Below are 19,057 nucleotides of genomic sequence, written 5' to 3' on the forward strand. Positions count from 1 at the left end.
ACACTGAACTATCATACTTGATTGCTAAACGAATTACAAACCGTCACTTAAAATAATTCCTCAAACAAAAAAATTCCCACCAATCACAATTGGCAGGAATCCCTATTTGAACAATTAATTGTTCGGTCCAAGATAATTACTCTTGGTTCCAAACCACTTTTCATTCAACTTTTGCAATTGACCATTTCGTTGCAGACGACCTAAGCCATCATTAATTTTCTTTCGTAATGTGCGGTCACCTTTCCGCATCCCGACAGCATAGTGTTCAGCTGGCATTGCTGGACTAATGTAAGTTGCATAACTCTTACTGTTGCTTTGGTGTTGAATGTAATAGTCAGCATAAACCTGGTCCATCAGGATCCCTTGAATCCGGTTGGCATTCAAATCAATAAATGCGTCTGGGAAGGTGTCGTAGAGGACGGGACTCTTGTGTTTAATTAAGTCCTTTAACAGTTTAGGCTTAGCATCTAATGCAGTTGCCCCAGTCGAACCATTTTGAACACCGAGGGATTTACCCTTCATCCCCTGGAAATTATCGATGTGCTTACTCTTCTTAGTAACCAAAACCTGCTTGTTTTCCAGGTAGTAACGACTAAACGCAACTTTCTTTCGCCGTGCTGGGTTAACCGAATAACCATTCCAGAGAAGATCAATGGTCCCATTCTTCAATTCCGTTTCCTTCATTGACCAATCAATCGGCTGAAAGTCAACTTTAATGCCGTATTGCTTAAAGACTGCTCGGGCTAAATCCACGTCATAACCAACCAACTTACCATTCTTCTGTCGGAAGCCCATTGGCACAAAACTATCATCCAACCCAACGATGACCTTCTTACGTCGTTCAATTCGTTGCCAGGTATCTTGAGTATTAGCACGTTCCGTAACATTTTCACACCCAGCTAATGCAAAGATCGGTACTATGAGAATTAAAATTAATAACCAATTTTTGAGCCGTTTCATTCTATCACTCTCCCGATGAGTAGCTATTCCTAGTCGATTGGCTTAACTTTCAGCAAATTATCAGCAATTTCTTGAGCAAAGTCCAAATCGTGAGTAACTACAAGCTGAGTCATACCACTCTTCTTGAGGTTCAGAATAATTTTCGCCACTTCCTGACGTAAATTGGGATCCAATGCTGAGGTTGGTTCATCATAACACAGGATCTTAGGCTTCATAGCCAATGCCCGCGCAATGGCCACCCGTTGTTTTTGACCACCAGATAGTTGCCAAGGATACAAATCACCCTTCGTTGATAAACCCAGTTCACTCAATAACTGAGCTGCTTGTTTCTCTGCATCCTTCTTCGTTTCTTTCAGGACCATCATCGGCGCTAAGGTAATATTATCCATGACTGACAAATTAGGAAAAAGGTTGAAATCCTGGAAAACAACCCCAATTACCCGGTCAGAATCTTTGGTTCCCTGTGGATCAAATGGTTGGCCATTCATTAAGAAAGTTCCACTATCTGGTGTTTCAAGGCCAGTAATGCAGCGAAGCAAAGTCGTCTTACCAGCACCAGAAGGACCAACAATACAAAGAATTTCGTCATCGTTCACTGTCAGATTAACGCCGTCCAAAATAACACGGTCGCCAAAGCTCTTTTTTAAATTTTTAACTTCTAACATTGGCTAGTCCTCCTTACTTAAAGTATGAGTAACGTTTTTCCACACGCCGTAATACTAATGTGCAAATACCAACTAAAATTAGGTAAATCAAGGCAACTAATAATAATGGTACCAAGGTAACATCCCGTGACGTTGCCACATTTCCGGCCCGCAGAAGATCACCAAGACCGATAACGTAAACTAATGAAGAATCCTTGACTAAGTTAATAACTTCATTACCGATTGACGGGATAACGATCTTAACAACTTGGGGAATGATAATCTTGCGAATTGTTTGCCAGTAGCTCAAACGCAGAACTCGCGCTGCTTCAAACTGACCAACCGAAACTGACTGAAAGCCACCACGGAAGATTTCGGCAAAGTATGCAGCATAGTTCAAAATAAAGGCAACTAATGCGGCGTCATACCGTTGGAAAACAATACCAATAATTGGTAAACCATAAAATACGAAAATTAATTGCAGTAATAATGGTGTCCCCCGCATCAGCCAAACATAGACTTCTAAGATCCATTGTAAGGGGCGAATCTTCGAAGTTAGGCCCAGACTTACAACAATCCCAAGCGGGATCGATACGACCAGCGTCCAGAAGAAGATTTGTAATGTTAGCCAAGCACCTTGGAACAGTGATGGCAAAATCTCAAAAACATAATTTAATGACATCTTAAAGCCTCCCTATCAAAAAATCCCCTTGAGCTTTTATGCTAGCTCAAGAGGACGAATAAACCGTGTTTCCACCTCAATTTACAATTGCCTCACGACAACTGCCTCATCAAGTTTACCTTAACTAAAAAACGCTCTCATAACCATTCCGGCTATGAGGGCGTTTCCGCGGTCCCACCTCATAATGTCATTCCTTCACAAGAATGACCTCAGCAAGTTCATCAAGATAAACTCTGCGCTGTAACGGGCAACCCCGGATTTTCCTACCGTATTCAGAAAACCAACTAACAGATGTGATTCAAGAAAACCACCCTACCTGTTTCCATCAATTCAGGCTCTCTGAAAAAGTGAGAATCTTTACTAGTCTGCTCATCGTTTTTTAATTATTGTTTATGATAATATACTCTCTTTTTTAATCTGTCAATACTTAATTTAAACTCTTTGATCATTTAAAGCGTGTTGATAAAGTACCGATACTGGCCAATAAAAGATGACAAAGTACACTAAATTTAAGGCAAGTGTTGGTGTCAAACTAAATAAGAGAAAGTCACCGATCCCCATACTGGTAATTCCTACTAATGAATAAGCCCAATACGTTAAAGTCATCAAAACAACAATGTCGACAAAGAAGATCATGATAATTGTTAAGAAAGATGGACTAAAGTAACGGGATAAAACTTTTGTTAATTCAACAATTAATGGAAAAAGAAAAATATTTAGCCCCAGAATACCACTACTATACAAGTCAAATACGACCCCCGCAGCAATTGAAAATGGGATCAGGGGAATGGAAATATCCTGTTCGAAGAAATAGGATAATACCAGCCATAAAATTACTAATTCACTGACCATCGAGTATGGGTAAGCAAAGTACAACTTGGCCCAGAGGTTACTGAGGGATCCATCCAAGAACAACGCTAAAAATAGCCCAATCGGAAAAATAAATCTTAATCGTGATAATCGATACATTCTCAGCACCTCGATTAAGCAGGTTCAGCAACGGTTACAATGTTAATATCATTGAAATTAGCTGCTGGTCGAATATAAATTTTTTGAGCAAGTCCATAGTCATCCTTGCCAACTCGGCTCACTTTACCAACGTAAAGGCCTTTTGGTGTCACACCACCCATTCCACTAGTGGAAACTTTGGTACCGGCCTTAATCTTGGCTTTAGATGTGACCTGCCCCATGATTAACTCACCACTAGCAGCATCGTAACCAGTGATAATACCATTCACGGCTTTGCCACTGGCATCCAAAGTGATAGCAAAACGGTTTGCTGCATCGTTAGTATTGCTCAGCAATTCCACTTTACTATTGGTCTTATTCACTTCGGCGATCCGACCAATCAAGCCACTACCACTCATTACGGGCATATTCTTCTTGATACCGTTAGACTCACCCTTATTGATTACCAGTTGCTTTTGCCAAGCAGATGGAGTCCGCATATAAACTGAAGCAGTAACCGTATTATAGTCAGTCAAGCTCTTGTTTAATTTTAATTCTTGCTTTAACTGTTTATTTTCGTGAGCTAGTGTTTGATCCCGAACCTTAGTTTGCGCCAGATCGGTAACTTGTTGCTTCAGCGCCCGGTTTTCCGAATAAGTGTTAAATAGCTGGCCAACTGAGCTCATCCCGTCAGAAACAGCATTTGCCGGAACAGCAACAATGCCGTCAGCAAAGCCAACAATATCATTACCAAACTGTTGAATCAGCGGAGGTGTGGAACGACGGTTTCGTAATGAAACTGAACCCGCCATTAATCCGAAGCATATTACCAGGATAATGACAACCATAACTAATCGTCGATTTGAAAAGAATTTCTGCATACTATTCCTCCACAAATACCTAATAAAAAGAAAGGACCAGACAAAACAAATCGTTTTGCGACCAGCCCCATCTGTTATAGATATGGTTTTAATTGATGCTACTTTTTCTTCATTACGTCGATGCTCTTCAGAGATTCACCAGTACCAATGGCAACACAATCAAGTGGATCATTAGCAATGAATACAGGAACCTTAGTAGCATCAGCAATAACGTCTGGCAAGTGCTTCAATAATGCACCACCACCAGTTAAGACGATTCCGTGGTCAATAACGTCGGCAGCGATTTCTGGAGAGGTTTCTTCCAAAGTACCCTTGATGGCGTCGATAATTGCACTAACAACATCTTGTAATGCTTCAGAAACATCCTTAGCAGAAACTTCCATGGTCTTTGGCAATCCAGTAACAAGATCACGACCTCGGACTTCAGTAGTTCCCATTTCAGCAGCTGCCTCAGGCGAAGCTGAACCGATATCCCACTTCAGTTTTTCAGCTGTCCGTTCACCAATCAATAGGTTCATGTTTGAACGAACGTATTGAGCAATGGCATCATTCATCTTATCTCCAGCCATCCGAATGGAACGACTAGAAACAATCCCACCGAGAGAAATTGTTGCGACATCAGTAGTCCCACCACCAATGTCAACCACCATACTACCAGTTGGGTCCATTACAGGTAACCCGGCCCCAATGGCAGCGGCAAATGGTTCTTCGATAACGTACGCATCACGAGCACCGGCCACGCGGGTAGCATCAATGACGGCCCGTTTTTCAACTTCGGTAATCCCACTTGGTACACAAACCATAACGTAAGGCTTCCCATTAGCTGAACCAATGGCTTTTTCAATGTAGTACTTCATCATCGTAACCGTCGTATCGTAATCCGCAATGACCCCGTCCTTCATTGGCCGAATAGCGGTAATACTACCTGGTGTCCGTCCAATCATGTCACGAGCATCCTTACCGACGGAAATAACTTTATTAGTCTTCGTATTCCGGGCAACAACTGAAGGTTCGCGTAACACAATTCCCTTACCTTCAACGTAAACGATTGTGTTAGCAGTCCCTAAATCGATCCCCAGATTTTTGGCTCCGATTCCTAGCAAATCTGCTTCTTCCCTTCATAATTAATTGTTTAAATAATTGATCGTGCATATTATACCATAGCCATTTCTGACATACGAACATTACTATACAAAATTAGCCATTAAAAGACCAACAAATTTACCAGAAATTTAAGCTTTTTTTAGACTTTCTGCCAATCAGCTCGTATGTCGTTGATTTTCACGCCAGCTGTAATAGCTTTCGTGGCCAATAATCATAAAATCTAAAAACTGGAGGCCTAGAATGTTGCATCCCCGATGCAGTCGTTTCGCCATCACTAAGTCCTGCGCAGAGGGCTCGACGTTACCCGAAGGATGATTATGAACCACTGCCAGTCCTGCCGCTGACTTTTTCAATGCCTGGTTAAAGACTCGTTCAGGATATAATGGACATTCACTTCGCCCACCCCGAAAAAGTTCCTGAATATCGATAATATTATTACGAACATCGGTAACAACTAGCAGTACCGTTTCCTGATCATTGTCGGCTAATAAATCCATCATCTCCGTACTTAAGATAAAGCTAGAAAAGGCATGACCTAACAGTGGACGATGGCTCAATTGTATAAGGCGGCCCAAATGGATAGTATCGAGGAAGCTCTTCATCTGGGGATGCCAAGTGATGCATTCAGCATAATCTTCATCATCCATGTTTTTGACCGCGTTTGCAGTGGGAAATTTTTGAAGAAAATTGGTTGCTAATTTTGTTCTGCCATCGTTATTGCTGTCAAAGATGGTGTGTACTAAGCGCACATACTGCTGCTCGTTTCCTAATTTCATACATTAAAACTCCTTTTAGCTCTCTATGTAATAAGAACGCCAAAAGGAGTTTCTTTGCACTTTTAATCTTTGAATAGATGGCGGACTTCAGAAATGAAGTACAAGGAGCCAGTCACAATTAGAACGTCATCAGCAGACAATTGGGTGGCGATTGATTCCAAACCTCGTTGCCAATGTTTGGCATATTTAATTGGGTATCGACTACGAATATCAGCAGTAATATCATCGAGATCTGCACTTGGTCGATTGGCACTGGGCCCAGCAAAATTCGTGACCATGATATGAACATTACCAAGGCTAGCCAGTTCACCCAGCATTAGATCATATTGCTTATCGGCCAAAATAGCGACTAATAGATAAACATCTCGATCTCCGAGGTCATTATGAATGGTATTAACCAAGGCTTGAATACCAGGAAGGTTATGAGCACCATCTAAGATTACCGTTGGTTCTTCACTAACAATTTCCATCCGTCCTGGCCAAGTAGTTGCTGCTAGAGACTGCTTGAGGTCCGCAGGCGCCAATGGTAAATTTTCCTGGACCATAAACAGTTGAACGATCGTAATCGCGACTGCCGCATTCTCGACTTGATAGTCACCAGGCAATCCTAAACGACTAGCAAAATGGTGAAGGCCTATCCCATCATATATTATTTGGGAAATTAGGCCATGCTGGTTTACCTTCCGAACGTTGAAGTCCACCCCTTCTTCATATACTGGTGCGTTCAGATTAGCAGCCTCATTGACAATCACTCGGTGGGCTTCACTGGGAAGTTTACCAATCACGATGGGGACTTTTTCTTTGATAATTCCGGCCTTCTGATGGGCAATTGCACCTAGGGTATCGCCGAGGTACTTCATATGATCCCAGCCTACTGTCGTAATAACACTAACCTTAGGGACAATGACATTTGTCGAATCATATAAGCCCCCGATGCCAACTTCAAGGATGACAACATCCGGCTTTTTTTCAGCCATATAACAAAACATGATGGCAGTATCAATTTCAAATTCTGTAGGTCCGCCAGTTGGTAAGATTCGGTCTAGCTTTTCCACCACTAGTTGGACCCGGCGTGTAAGCCTAACCAGGTCGTCATCAGCAATTGGTTGCCCCTGATATTGAATTCGTTCATTAAACCGCGTGATAAATGGCGATGTGAATGTACCTACCGTTAGTCCTTGGCCGATCAACGCATCACGTACCATTGCGACGGTCGATCCCTTCCCATTCGTTCCCGTGACATGAATATAAGTTAAGCCGTCCTGAGGATTGCCTAATTCTGCTAAGAATCGCTTCATCCGGTCTAATGTGGGAATCTTCTTGAACTTAGTTCGACCGTGAATAAAATTAAGTGCTGCTTGATAATCGTCAATCATGATGATGCTCCTTCAACTGAGTCCATTTCGATATTAACGATAATAACACAACCTTACAAAATAAGCTCCTCACATCCAATTAAAGATGGATATCAGGAGCTTACACTTTATTCTAGTGATATAAGTCGAAGCGGCCTTTAGAAAGGAGTTCTTTGACCCCACCGACTTCCATCAAGGAACGGTTCATAATCATTTTCTTCATAAATGAACCGATGTATCCCTTCACAGGGTGACCCATCGCCGTCCCAAATGCTTTGGTATTACCTACAGAAGCCACGGTTCCTAGAGACTTGTAACTGTATCCCTTAGCAAACCGCTGACCATTTTTAATCCGCTCTGTCAAATCTTCAGCAGTGTAATCCGCCATCGATAGAGCAATCTGGGCCGTTGTTGGATATGGACGTTTTTCTCCAGGAGCCATAAAGGCAGCCACATCCCCCAGAATATACAAATCGGGGTGTTCTGGGTCATTCAAGTGATCATTTACCATTACCCGGCCACGACGCGCCTTGAGACCTGATTTGGCAACCACAGGGCTACCACTAACTCCGGTTGTCCAGATAATAGTACCAGCAGTAACGGATTCTTCATCAGCATCCTTTCCCCGCTTATACAGTACCTTTCCTGGTTCAATTCCTGAGATTAAGCAGCCGGTCATCAGATTAACCCCTAACTTCTTAACGAGGTTTACACCGTAATCTGCTAACTTATCATTAAACATTGGCAATAAGCGAGTTGCGGCTTCCACTAAGATAATTTGAATATCACTTGGCTGAACACCAGCGACATCTGCAAAGTGTGTCCGGGCATCAACCAGTGCTCCAGCCAATTCAATCCCCGTGAATCCAGCACCGCAAACTACGATCTTAAGGTTATCAGGGTTTTTACTACTACGGTAATCTTTTAACTGTTTCAAGATATGGTCATGGATATCAATGGCCTCCTTAACGTTGGTCATTGGCAAGGCATTTTCTTCTGCTCCCTTGATGCCAAAAGTTTCGGAAACAAACCCTAGGCCCAGGACACAATAATCATAAGTTAATGGTTCGTCCTGGTGAGCTAATTGGACGTTCTTAGCAGCCGGATCAAGCTTAACGACTTCGTCCTGAATGAACGTCGTAATGTCCGGATCGATCAAATCCGCGACTTTATAAGAAATCTTGGATGGCGTTTGTGTACCAGCCGCCACTTCATGAAGGTCGGTTGCTTCATAGTGATATGGATTACGGTCAACTAACGTAATCTTAACCGCACCTTTAAGTTTCTTTTGTAGCAATACAACCGTCTTTAAGCCAGCATATCCGGCTCCTAAAACAACAACATGTTTCATTTCTTATACCCCCTATTTTATTCAATTAATCCTTCATCCGCCGCTCGTAGCATTCGATAACGTTTACTGTTCTTTGCCAATTGAGCTGGTGATCCGGCAAGGTCCACCTGACCATTTTCCAGGAAAATTACTTGATCCATCTGATCAATTCCCTGTAAGTGGTGGGTAACCCAAATCAATGTTTTATCTTTCAATTCTTTCATGAATGTATCAATGACCTGTTGTTCGGTAATGGGATCCAAACCGACAGTAGGTTCATCTAAAATTACAATTGGAACATTTTTTAACAATATCCGGGCTAATGATAAACGGTGTTGTTCACCACCAGAAAAGCCCAGGCCTGCTTCACCAACTTTGGTGTTCAGACCATCAGGCAGTTGATGAATCTTCTCTGCTAAGCCAACCCGTTGGAGAACGGACCAAACCTGTCCTTCTGTTGCCTGTTCATTACCGATTCGGACGTTATTCAAGACACTGGTATTAAACAGATATGGTTGCTGGTGAACAATCCCAATGTAATTGGAAATTTGATCCCCAAATTCACTTGTCGGCACATCGTTTAGTAAGACCGACCCAGAGTTAGGTTGTCGGTCGCCACGCAGTAATGACACTAACGTACTTTTCCCGGCACCACTGCGCCCCAGAATAGCTAACTTCTCACCAGAGTGAATAGTCAATGATAAGCCATTCAAAATAACATTCTTAGTATGCGGATAAGCAAATTTGACGTTCGTTAATTGCAACTGAAATGGTGCATGAACGACATCCAGTTGCTCGTTATCCTTCGGCACCGCCGGCAAACTGTTTAAACGCTCTAATGAATCAACATAGGTATTAGTTTGTTGAGCAGCATTGGGCAATCCCGCCAATGCCTCATCAAGTGGGAAAACAGCTAACACAAATGCTGCAATCCAGTTAGCACCCCAGTGATGGCCAAATCGCCATGATGACCAGATCACCAAAGCAATAACAACCAGTAAAATCATCATTTGCAACAAGAAGTCACGAAAATAATTAAAGGAATGCAGTGCATGTTGCGACTTCCGTAATTGTTGTTCATCATTCTTACGTCGCCCGAGATATTCCGCCGAACGTCCGGCAAAGATCCAATCGGTAATCCCAAGAACATTATCAGTCAAGTCCGCATATAAGCGGTTAGTTGCTTGTTTTTCATCATCTTGTCGCTGGCCATTAACAAGAACTGACCAAACAGGAATTCCAATAATAATCAGGCCAAATAGAATTGCCAGTAGTAACCCCATCAAAGGTGTCAAAACACCTAACCCGATAACAATAATGACGTATAATCCAGCAGCTACGAGCATTGGGAAAATCGTCCGCAAGTACAGGTTCTGAATGTGGGCCACATCCTCAGACAAGAGACCCAGAATATCACCAATTCGGTATTTACTGTTGAAGAAGACTGCATCCTGTTCCAGCGAATTATATAGCTTCTTACGAAAGTCTGATGTCATCTTTAATACCCAGTTGTGTGACGTAATCCGTTCACAGTATTTAAACACTGGCCGAAAAATTCCAAATGCCCGTGTTAATACGATCGGCACATAGACCAACAGAATATTAAATGGCATCGTTGCACATTTACTGATAAGGTAACCAGCTGTGAACATTAGGCCGCCGGCACAGACAAAGGTCAAAATTCCCAGACTAATTGCCAATATCAAGGTCCAACGATATTTACGTAGGTAGGGACGGACCCATCGATCATGGTGTAGTGCTTTAAATAAAGGTATTTTATGCATCTAGCCGTCCTCCCCTCATTTGGCGAATTAGTTTCGTTAAGTAGCCATTTTGCTCCAACAACGTTTGATAATCTCCCTGTTCAACCAACCGACCATGATTCAATACGATAACATGATCCATTTGATTCAACCAGTGCAGGCGGTGAGTAGCCAATAGAACTAAGCGATCCTTCATTAGGGGCAACATCCGTTCCTTGAGCTCTAATTCTGTTTCAATATCTAAGTGCGCTGTAGGCTCGTCCAAAATCATGATTTTCCGCTTTTGATCCAGAAAAGCCCGGGCCAAAGCAATCCGTTGCGCTTGACCGCCGCTCAAAGGGCGGTGCCCTTGACCAATCACAGTCGATAACCCCGCTGGTAAAGTGGCCACTAGATTATCTAGCCCAACCACATGAACAGCTTTTTCAACCTGCCGATCACTGACATCTGGCGTATAAAAAGCGATGTTGTTACGCAGTGTATCCTCAAAAATGTAAGGATGTTGCGGAATATACAAGATTTGCTGCTGCCAATCACTAATGTTCATTGAATTAGTCATTGTCCCTTGTACATTAAATTGGCCAGCGGTCGGTGCTAAAAAGCCAGCCAGTAAGTTAATCAGAGTTGTTTTGCCAGCGCCGCTCATACCAATAATTCCCACCTTTTGGTAGCCCGTCAAAGTTAAATTCAACGGTTTCAATTGACTACCAGACGGGTACTGGTAACTGACCCCAGTCAATTTCAACTGGTCGTTCGGTAACCACGAATGTAATTGGACTTGAGGCCGCTGGGGTTCAGCCATTTTCAAAATCCGGTAAACCGCATGAAAAGAATTCTTACCATTTAATGTGGCATGGTAATCGTTCGCAAAATTACGAATTGGCATGAAGTACTCCGGAGCCAAGATCAGAATGGCTAACGCCGGAAACAACAATAAGTGCCCATCAATCAATCGCAGCCCGAGGAAAACCGCTAGGATCGCAATCGCTAACGTAGTGAAAAAATCCAACGCGAAGGTTGACAGCATGGCTACCCGAATAACGCTCATCGTTGAGCGCCGAAACTGCTCACTAGAACGAAAAATGCTTTTTGAATATTGCTTGCTGATGCCAAAATACTTTAAAGTGTCAATTCCTCGTAAGGAATCAATAAAGTGGTTCGATAACATTTGAAAATTGGCATACTGGCGATCCGCCTTTGCCTTGGCCGCGTAACCCAGAATAATCATAAATAGGATGATTAATGGGTAAATGGCTAACATTACTAAACCAGAAACCCAATCCAAATATAAACACACGATCAGGAGCAAAATGGGAATGACCATCATTGACACAAATTTGGAAAACAACAAGTTAATGTAAGTTTCCACTTCCGAAATTCCATCTAATGCTAGCGTCACCATATTCCCGGTCCCTTCCCGATTTATCAGAACGGGGCCCAAGGTAAATAGACGTTTTAACAACTGTTGACGCAATTGGTCGGCACAATGACGAGCATAACTATCAAGTCGCGCCTGTTCGAGCCAATTAGTCAAGTGGCGGGCAGTAAAGCAACCGGCAAATAACAAGAGCCACTGCCACTGACTGGCTAAGGGATGTCCTTGCCAGAGGTTTGTTAAGAGCATCGCAAGCCCTAAAGCTTGACCAAGGATAAGAAAAGCTTGCAGAACGTACAGTCCCACAAGCTTTACCATGATCTTCTTGCTCTCTGGAAGTGTAAAGAGTAATCGATCAATCATTCTATTACTTGTCCTCCGTAATTACTGGCATCGCAATCCGCTTCCGGAAAATCCAGTATGCCCAGATCGTGTAAGCCAGAACGAATGGCAATAGGCAGCAAGTGGCAATTGTCATCACAGTTAAGGTGTAGTGAGTCGATGAAGCGTTCTGAATTAACAGGTCATAACGTGAACTAATGGAACTAATCAGGACACGTGGGAATAGACCAATAAAGATCAATGCAACCAGTGAAACAAGTGTAAGACCACTGGCAATGAAGGCAGTTAATTCCTTCTGCTTCATCGTTGCGGCATGTGCAACAATCGACAGGATAACAATTACTACTAACATCGTTAACGTACCAACTGGATGAACATGAATGAAGTCCGTCATGAAGATCAACATTAGAGCAAAGACGATTAAGCCTAAGTACAGTACCCAGTATAAGAATTGAGCATAGTTGTTTGACCGCTCCTCGACTTCACCAGCTGTCTTCAAGGACAAGTAGTTCAAGCCATGCAAATAAGTTAACAGGGTTAACGCAATTCCACCAACCACTGAGAACCAATTAATGTAGTCAAAGAATGTTGCATGAAAATTACCATTAACATCAATTGGCATTCCTTTGATCATGGAAATAAACATAACCCCAAGGAAGAACGGAACCATTGCGGAACCAATTCCTAACGTCCAGTCCCAAATCTTCTTATGCGGCATTGGGCTCTTTGCCCGAAATTCGAACGAGACACCACGAATAATTAAGCCGACTAAGACCAACATTAAGATCAAGTAGTAACCACTGAACAAGCTGGCGTACCAGAATGGGAACGATGCAAACATCGCACCACCAGCCGTGATCAGCCAAACTTCATTACCGTCCCAAACAGGGCCAATTGTTTGCACCATTTGATCACGTTCTGCTTCGCTATGAGCAACCGTGATTGTTGCCATCCCAACACCGTAATCAAAGCCATCTAGGAAGAAGAAGCCCGCAAACAAAACACCGATCAGGAAAAACCATAATAATTGAAGAGCACTCATTTAGAACGCCTCCTTATCAAATGGATCCAGAACCTTCTTAAATTTAGGTTCAATTGTTTGAGTTGGGTCCTTCTTTAATTCCCGAACAACTAAAGCAATCATTGCGATAGCTAACGTGGTAAATAAGCAGAAGTAAATAATATTGGATGTTAGTAAGGACGCAACCGAAACGTTTGGTGAAACACTTTGTTGAATGGTAAATAAGCCATAAACTGTCCACGGAACACGTCCAAATTCAGTAACAAACCAACCAGCTGTATTACCAAGGAATGGGAAGAATGTCGTAATCGCAATCAACCACATTAACCAACGATGGCGATAAAGCGATTGCGACTTTTCACGACTCATAATTAAGCCGATAAGTGAAATTAGGATAATCCATGCAGCAACACCACACATAATCCGGAAACTATAGAACAAGGTGTTAACGGGTGGATAGTAATCAATGTTCTTGCCATACTTATGTTTGTACTGAGCGTTTAATTCATTCATCCCAGTGACCGCACCAGAGGTTGAATGATATGACAAAATACTCAATGCATACGGTACATCAAGGTTGTATTCTTCCTTATGCTGCTTTGAATTAGCAATCCCAACAACTGTCCATGGAGCATGCTTGCCAGTCGTAGTATAAACAGCTTCGGTGGCTGCAAACTTCATTGGCTGCTCCTTAATCAGGTATTGCATTTGCAAATCACCAAGGACTAAGCCAAAAATAGCGAAGATCAGTGAAATGGATAATCCTAACCGCAACGTCTTCTTATAGATGTGACGAGCAGCATCAGATGCTTGCTTCTTCTTTAACAGTTGAAAAGCAGCTAAGCCAGCGAATATTACACCACCCATCATGATGGCATTCAAAATAACATGGCCAAATTCGTACCATAGTTGAGGATTTTTCAATAAAGCACCAAAATCAACCATTGTGGCCCGTCCATTTTTCTCGACGTAACCAACTGGGTGCTGCATAAAGGAGTTCGCTGTAAGAATCCATAATGCAGATGTTAAAGAGCCAAAGCTGGTCATCCAGATAAAGAATGCGTGTAAGCCCGGCTTAACTTTATCCCAAGTGAATACCCACAATCCAATAAATGTAGATTCGATAAAGAATGATAGCAATGCTTCAAGAGCCAAAGGAGCACCAAAAATGTCCCCCATAAATCGTGAGTAATCAGACCAGTTCATTCCAAACTGGAATTCTTGAATAATTCCAGTAACGACACCGACAGCAAAGCTCAGCAAGAAAATATTTCCCCAGAACTTCGTCATCTTTTTATATGATTCATCCTTAGTATGAACATACATGCTTTCCATAAGTGCAACGACAAAGGCTGTCCCAATTGAAAATGGAACAAAGAAGAAGTGATAGACCGTCGTCATCGCAAATTGGAAACGAGCAAGACTAAGAATAGTCATAAATAAGAACCTCCCTCCAAAGGATATAATTCTGAAACCGTTTCCTGTTTCATTCCACTTTCATCATAATACTTGTGATAAGGAATTACAAATGTATTTGCCAAATATTTTAGAGGTTTAAATACAAATAAACCCTTTAGACCATGCGTATCGCATTTGCTTATCAAATGATATCATTTTATTTAAAAATAGATAATAAAAGAGCAAGCCGATAACACCGACTTGCTCTTCAAATACGTTTTAAGCATTCGCTAATGAAGCTAACCGATCCTTGGCGGCAGCAAGCTTTTGCTGCCAATCCTTAGCCTTAGCACGTTCTTCGTCAACAACTGCCTCAGGGGCATTGTCAACAAACTTTTGATTACTTAACTTCTTTTCAGAACGTTGGACTTCTTTTTCCAGTTTAGTGATTTCTTTTTGCATCCGTGCGCGTTCCTTATCAAGGTCCACCAATTCAGCCATTGGGATATCCACTTCAGCACCGGTAATGATTGAAGACAAAGCTAACTTTGGCGTTGCCACATCAGTACCAATGGTCAATTCTTCAGGATGGCAGAAGCGATCAATATAGTCTTGGTTATCCTTAAAGATATCAGCCAGCTGCTGAGTTTCGACTTTGATCACCATATCAACGGGCTTGGACATCGGGGCATTCGCTTGATTACGAATGTTCCGTACCGCCGTGATTAATTCGATCAAGTGGCTCATTTCTTCAGTAGCATCCGCATCGTTAAATTCAGGGTGGTCAACCGGGTATTTAGCAACCATGATGGATTTACCATCATGAGGCATTGACTGCCATAGTTTTTCGGTAACAAATGGCATGATTGGGTGCATTAACTTCAAGATCTGATCCAGGACATAGCCAAGGATGTTCTTGGTGTCCTGCTTTTCAGCAGCGGTACCATTGTTCAACTTTTCCTTGGTCATTTCAATGTACCAGTCACAGAAATCGTTCCAGATGAAGTTGTAGAGAGCCCGACCAGCTTCACCAAATTCGAACTTATCGAACTGGGCAGTAACCTGAACAACCGTTTCATTCAAACGTGATAAGATCCACCGGTCTGCTAAGTCCCACTTGCTCTTTTCTGGTAATTGTGGAGCTGGCATGTCGCCTAAGTTCATAATAACGTAACGACTAGCGTTCCAAATCTTGTTAATGAAGTTCCAAGCAGCATCCATCTTAGTGTAAGAGAAACGAATGTCTTGTCCAGGAGTAGAACCAGTAATTAGGAACCAACGTAGAGCATCAACCCCATACTTCTTGATCACATCCATTGGATCAATCCCATTACCAAGCGACTTACTCATCTTTCGACCCTGTTCATCGCGAATTAAACCGTGCAATAAGACATTCTTAAATGGTGCCCGACCGGTAAATTCTAGTGACTGGAAGATCATCCGAGAAACCCAGAAGAAAATAATATCATAACCGGTTACCAAAGTATTGGTTGGGAAATACCGCTTATAGTCAGGGGCATCAGTGTTTGGCCAACCCATCGTTGAGAATGGCCATAATGCACTTGAGAACCAGGTATCAAGAACATCTTTATCTTGTTCCCAATTTTCAGCATCTTTAGGTGCTTCCATTCCAACATATACTTTACCGGTTTGCTTGTTATACCAAGCTGGAATCCGGTGTCCCCACCAAAGCTGACGAGAAATAACCCAGTCATGGATATTCTCCATCCACTGTGTAAAGGTATGTTCAAACCGCTTTGGAATGAAGTTAACCCGGTCGTCAGTTTGTTGGTTCTTTAAGGCTGCTTCCGCCAATGGCTTCATCTTAACAAACCATTGAGTAGACAAACGTGCTTCTACTTGAACACCAGTCCGTTCGGAGTGACCAACAGAGTGGACAATTGGAACGACCTTAAGCATGTAACCCTGGTCTTCCAAGTCCTTTACCATCGCTTTACGAGCTTCAAACCGATCCATGCCCTCGTACTTACCAGCATTTTCATTCATTGAAGCGTCTTCGTTCATAGTATTTAATTCTGGCAGATTATGACGCTTACCAACCTTAAAGTCGTTTGGATCGTGGGCTGGGGTAATCTTAACCATCCCGGTACCAAAGTCTGGGGTAACGTAGTCATCAGCGATAATTTCGATTTCACGATCAACTAACGGAACTCGAACTTTCTTGCCGACTAATTCCTTGTACCGGTCATCATGCGGGTTAACCGCCACCGCTTCATCACCAAACATTGTTTCTGGACGAGTGGTGGCAATTTCGATGTAGTCCTTACCATGGAATTTGGTGCCATCAGTAAATGGGTACTTAACATGGTAGAAGGCCCCCTTATCGTCCTTGTGGATAACTTCGATGTCTGATAAAGCAGTCCGCGCTTGTGGGTCCCAATTAATAATATAAGTTCCCCGATAGATCAAGCCCTTATTGTAAAGATCAACAAAGACTTTCCGGACAGCTTTATTTAGACCCTTATCCAAGGTAAAGCGTTCCCGATCATAGTCAACGGAGATTCCCATCTTGGCCCACTGCTTGTGAATAATATCAGCATATTCGTCTTTCCAGTCCCAAACCTGCTGAACAAACTTGTCACGGCCAAGGTCATAACGAGAAATTCCTTGTTTTCTTAACCGCGCTTCAACTTTTGCTTGAGTAGCAATACCAGCATGGTCCATCCCTGGAATCCACAAAACATCATAACCCTGCATCCGCTTTTGGCGAATAATCATGTCTTGTAAAGTTGTATCCCAAGCGTGTCCCAGGTGTAATTTACCGGTAACATTCGGCGGTGGAATAACAATTGAGTAAGGATGTGCTTTCTTATCGCCACTAGGCTTAAATAAGCCCTGGTCAATCCACCATTGGTAACGACCGGCTTCGACAGCTGTCGGATCGTACTTGGTAGACATTTGTGTTTCGTCAGTCATAAATGATCTCCTTTCGAAATAAGCATAAACAAAAAACTCGTCCTATCGATAATAGGACGAGTTCCGCGGTACCACCTAAATTGGATTGTAAAGTTACAACCCCACTTAATCATTTAATAACGGTAAATGAACCGCCCCAGCCTACTTGGTTCAGCCGGGTTGCTCCCGAATTACCTTCAGGCACAGTCAGAAGGGGATTTTTCACCAATCATCCCTCTCTAGACTTCTTTCTGTGTCCTACTCTTTCGGTCAATGCTTTTCAATATGCTTGTATCATAGCCAATTTCTGCAACATCGTCAAGGCTGATTACAGAAGTTCTGCAAAGACGTCTTCATTTTGATTCAAGAAATCTTCACCATTATGAATTTCTGTGATTTTAATTCCGTCTAATGCCCGTTTTATTAAGCCATCAATATCTAGCCGCTGTTCGTACTTCCGTGTCCGTTCCAAATTAGGCTTAGTTTTCGGCGACGGTGGTGTAAAGACAGTACAACAATCTTCATATGGCAAAATTGATAAATCATAGGTATCAATCTGCTTGGCTAGTGCAATGATTTCAGTCTTATCAAATGACAGTACTGGCCGCAGTACTGGGAGGTTTGTCACATCATTGATGACTAGCATACTTTCCATTGTCTGGGAGGCCACTTGACCCAATGATTCACCATTAAAGATCGCCAAACCGTGGCGTTTCATCGTGAGTGCTGCTGCCAATCGCAACATCATCCGTCGCTGAACAGTCATTAGATAACCTTCTGGAACCTTTTCTTTTACTGTTTCTTGAATTTCCGCAAACGGTACCTGAATGAATCGAATGCTACCACTATAACGAGCAAGTTTGGCAGTCAGTTGCTTAGCTTTGGCCAATGCTTGCGGGCTAGTATATGGCGGACTAAAGAAGTGGACCATTTCCATTGAAACGCCCCGTTTCATACCCAAGTATGCGGCAACTGGGGAATCAATACCACCTGACAACATCATCATACCCTTACCCGCAGTGCCAACTGGTAACCCACCAGCACCCTGGATAGTTTCACTTGACAGGAAAATTCCATTCAGTCGAATTTCAACTCGAATCGTCAAGTCTGGATGATGAACATCAACCTTTAATAAGTCAGGAAATTTTTGCAACAGGTAACCACCTAAGCGGTCGTTCATTTCAAAGGTGTCGATCGGGAATTTATGATCAGACCGCCGCGTATTAATTTTAAAGGTAATCGGGTGGTCCACTTGTTCTTGCACCATCTTAACGGCTGCCGCTGCAGTGGCTGCAAATGTCTTATCGACCCGAATAGATGGTGAAAAGTTTTGAATACCAAAGACATCCTTTAAACGATTCATCACCTGGTCATAATTGGCACCGTTTAATTCAACGTGCAGGCGATCACGCTGAGCATGAACTTTAACTTGCTCAAATCGGTGCAGAGCCTTGCGAACATTGGCCCCTAAACGGTCAATAAAGTTTTTCTTATTGTGGCCTTTGGTGGACAGTTCACCATAGCGGACCATAATTTCTGTGTATTCCACTAGTTCATCCCCT

The 19,057-nt window shown here is 42.6% G+C and carries 15 protein-coding genes and 2 other annotated features; all 15 genes read right to left on the reverse strand.

The genetic code is table 11. From position 1 onward, the window contains the following. Nucleotides 1-114 precede the first annotated feature (114 nt). Nucleotides 115-960, reverse strand: a complete 846-nt coding sequence (locus tag FD27_RS00685) for an amino acid ABC transporter substrate-binding protein (RefSeq protein WP_057747982.1) — start codon at nucleotides 958-960, stop codon at nucleotides 115-117. Nucleotides 961-989: 29 nt separating this feature from the next. After that, the gene (locus FD27_RS00690; protein WP_057747985.1) at nucleotides 990-1,625 is read right to left on the reverse strand and encodes an amino acid ABC transporter ATP-binding protein; all 636 of its coding nucleotides are present in this window, start codon (nucleotides 1,623-1,625) and stop codon (nucleotides 990-992) included. A gap of 13 nt (nucleotides 1,626-1,638) precedes the next feature. After that, nucleotides 1,639-2,286: an amino acid ABC transporter permease gene (locus FD27_RS00695; RefSeq protein ID WP_057747988.1), complete on the reverse strand. Its 648-nt coding sequence runs from the start codon at nucleotides 2,284-2,286 to the stop codon at nucleotides 1,639-1,641. Nucleotides 2,287-2,439: 153 nt separating this feature from the next. Next, nucleotides 2,440-2,668, reverse strand: a binding site (T-box leader). 50 nt (nucleotides 2,669-2,718) lie between these two features. Further along, entirely contained in the window at nucleotides 2,719-3,255 is a 537-nt protein-coding gene (mreD, locus tag FD27_RS00700) for a rod shape-determining protein MreD (protein WP_057747991.1), read from the reverse strand. Between the two features lie 14 nt (nucleotides 3,256-3,269). Then, nucleotides 3,270-4,115 carry a rod shape-determining protein MreC gene (gene mreC, locus FD27_RS00705; RefSeq protein WP_057747994.1) on the reverse strand — a complete coding sequence of 282 codons (846 nt, stop codon included), beginning with the start codon at nucleotides 4,113-4,115 and terminating at the stop codon, nucleotides 3,270-3,272. Between the two features lie 98 nt (nucleotides 4,116-4,213). Beyond that, entirely contained in the window at nucleotides 4,214-5,218 is a 1,005-nt protein-coding gene (locus FD27_RS00710; protein WP_057747997.1) for a rod shape-determining protein, read from the reverse strand. A 156-nt stretch (nucleotides 5,219-5,374) separates the two neighbouring features. Beyond that, complete coding sequence (locus tag FD27_RS00715; RefSeq protein ID WP_057748000.1) at nucleotides 5,375-5,995, reverse strand: JAB domain-containing protein; 621 nt, start codon at nucleotides 5,993-5,995, stop codon at nucleotides 5,375-5,377. A 62-nt stretch (nucleotides 5,996-6,057) separates the two neighbouring features. Next, complete coding sequence (locus FD27_RS00720; RefSeq protein WP_057748003.1) at nucleotides 6,058-7,371, reverse strand: bifunctional folylpolyglutamate synthase/dihydrofolate synthase; 1,314 nt, start codon at nucleotides 7,369-7,371, stop codon at nucleotides 6,058-6,060. A 112-nt stretch (nucleotides 7,372-7,483) separates the two neighbouring features. Then, nucleotides 7,484-8,701, reverse strand: a complete 1,218-nt coding sequence (locus tag FD27_RS00725) for an NAD(P)/FAD-dependent oxidoreductase (protein WP_057748006.1) — start codon at nucleotides 8,699-8,701, stop codon at nucleotides 7,484-7,486. 17 nt (nucleotides 8,702-8,718) lie between these two features. Beyond that, complete coding sequence (gene cydC, locus FD27_RS00730; RefSeq protein ID WP_057748009.1) at nucleotides 8,719-10,464, reverse strand: thiol reductant ABC exporter subunit CydC; 1,746 nt, start codon at nucleotides 10,462-10,464, stop codon at nucleotides 8,719-8,721. Next, nucleotides 10,457-12,181 (reverse strand): thiol reductant ABC exporter subunit CydD, encoded by a 1,725-nt coding sequence (cydD, locus tag FD27_RS00735; RefSeq protein WP_057748012.1) that lies wholly within the window; start codon nucleotides 12,179-12,181, stop codon nucleotides 10,457-10,459. The genes cydC and cydD overlap by 8 nt, the downstream gene beginning before the upstream one ends. Nucleotides 12,182-12,185: 4 nt before the next feature. Then, a complete protein-coding gene (cydB, locus tag FD27_RS00740) occupies nucleotides 12,186-13,202 on the reverse strand; it encodes a cytochrome d ubiquinol oxidase subunit II (protein ID WP_057748015.1) in 1,017 nt (338 codons plus the stop codon). Then, complete coding sequence (locus FD27_RS00745) at nucleotides 13,203-14,618, reverse strand: cytochrome ubiquinol oxidase subunit I (RefSeq protein ID WP_057748018.1); 1,416 nt, start codon at nucleotides 14,616-14,618, stop codon at nucleotides 13,203-13,205. 240 nt (nucleotides 14,619-14,858) lie between these two features. Next, a complete protein-coding gene (locus FD27_RS00750) occupies nucleotides 14,859-17,516 on the reverse strand; it encodes a valine--tRNA ligase (protein ID WP_057748022.1) in 2,658 nt (885 codons plus the stop codon). 49 nt (nucleotides 17,517-17,565) lie between these two features. Continuing rightward, nucleotides 17,566-17,778, reverse strand: a binding site (T-box leader). A gap of 45 nt (nucleotides 17,779-17,823) precedes the next feature. Next, complete coding sequence (gene thiI, locus FD27_RS00755; protein WP_057748025.1) at nucleotides 17,824-19,044, reverse strand: tRNA uracil 4-sulfurtransferase ThiI; 1,221 nt, start codon at nucleotides 19,042-19,044, stop codon at nucleotides 17,824-17,826. Nucleotides 19,045-19,057: the final 13 nt, after the last annotated feature.

Origin of the sequence: Limosilactobacillus frumenti DSM 13145, from assembly GCF_001436045.1 — a bacterium.
GTDB lineage: Bacteria > Bacillota > Bacilli > Lactobacillales > Lactobacillaceae > Limosilactobacillus > Limosilactobacillus frumenti.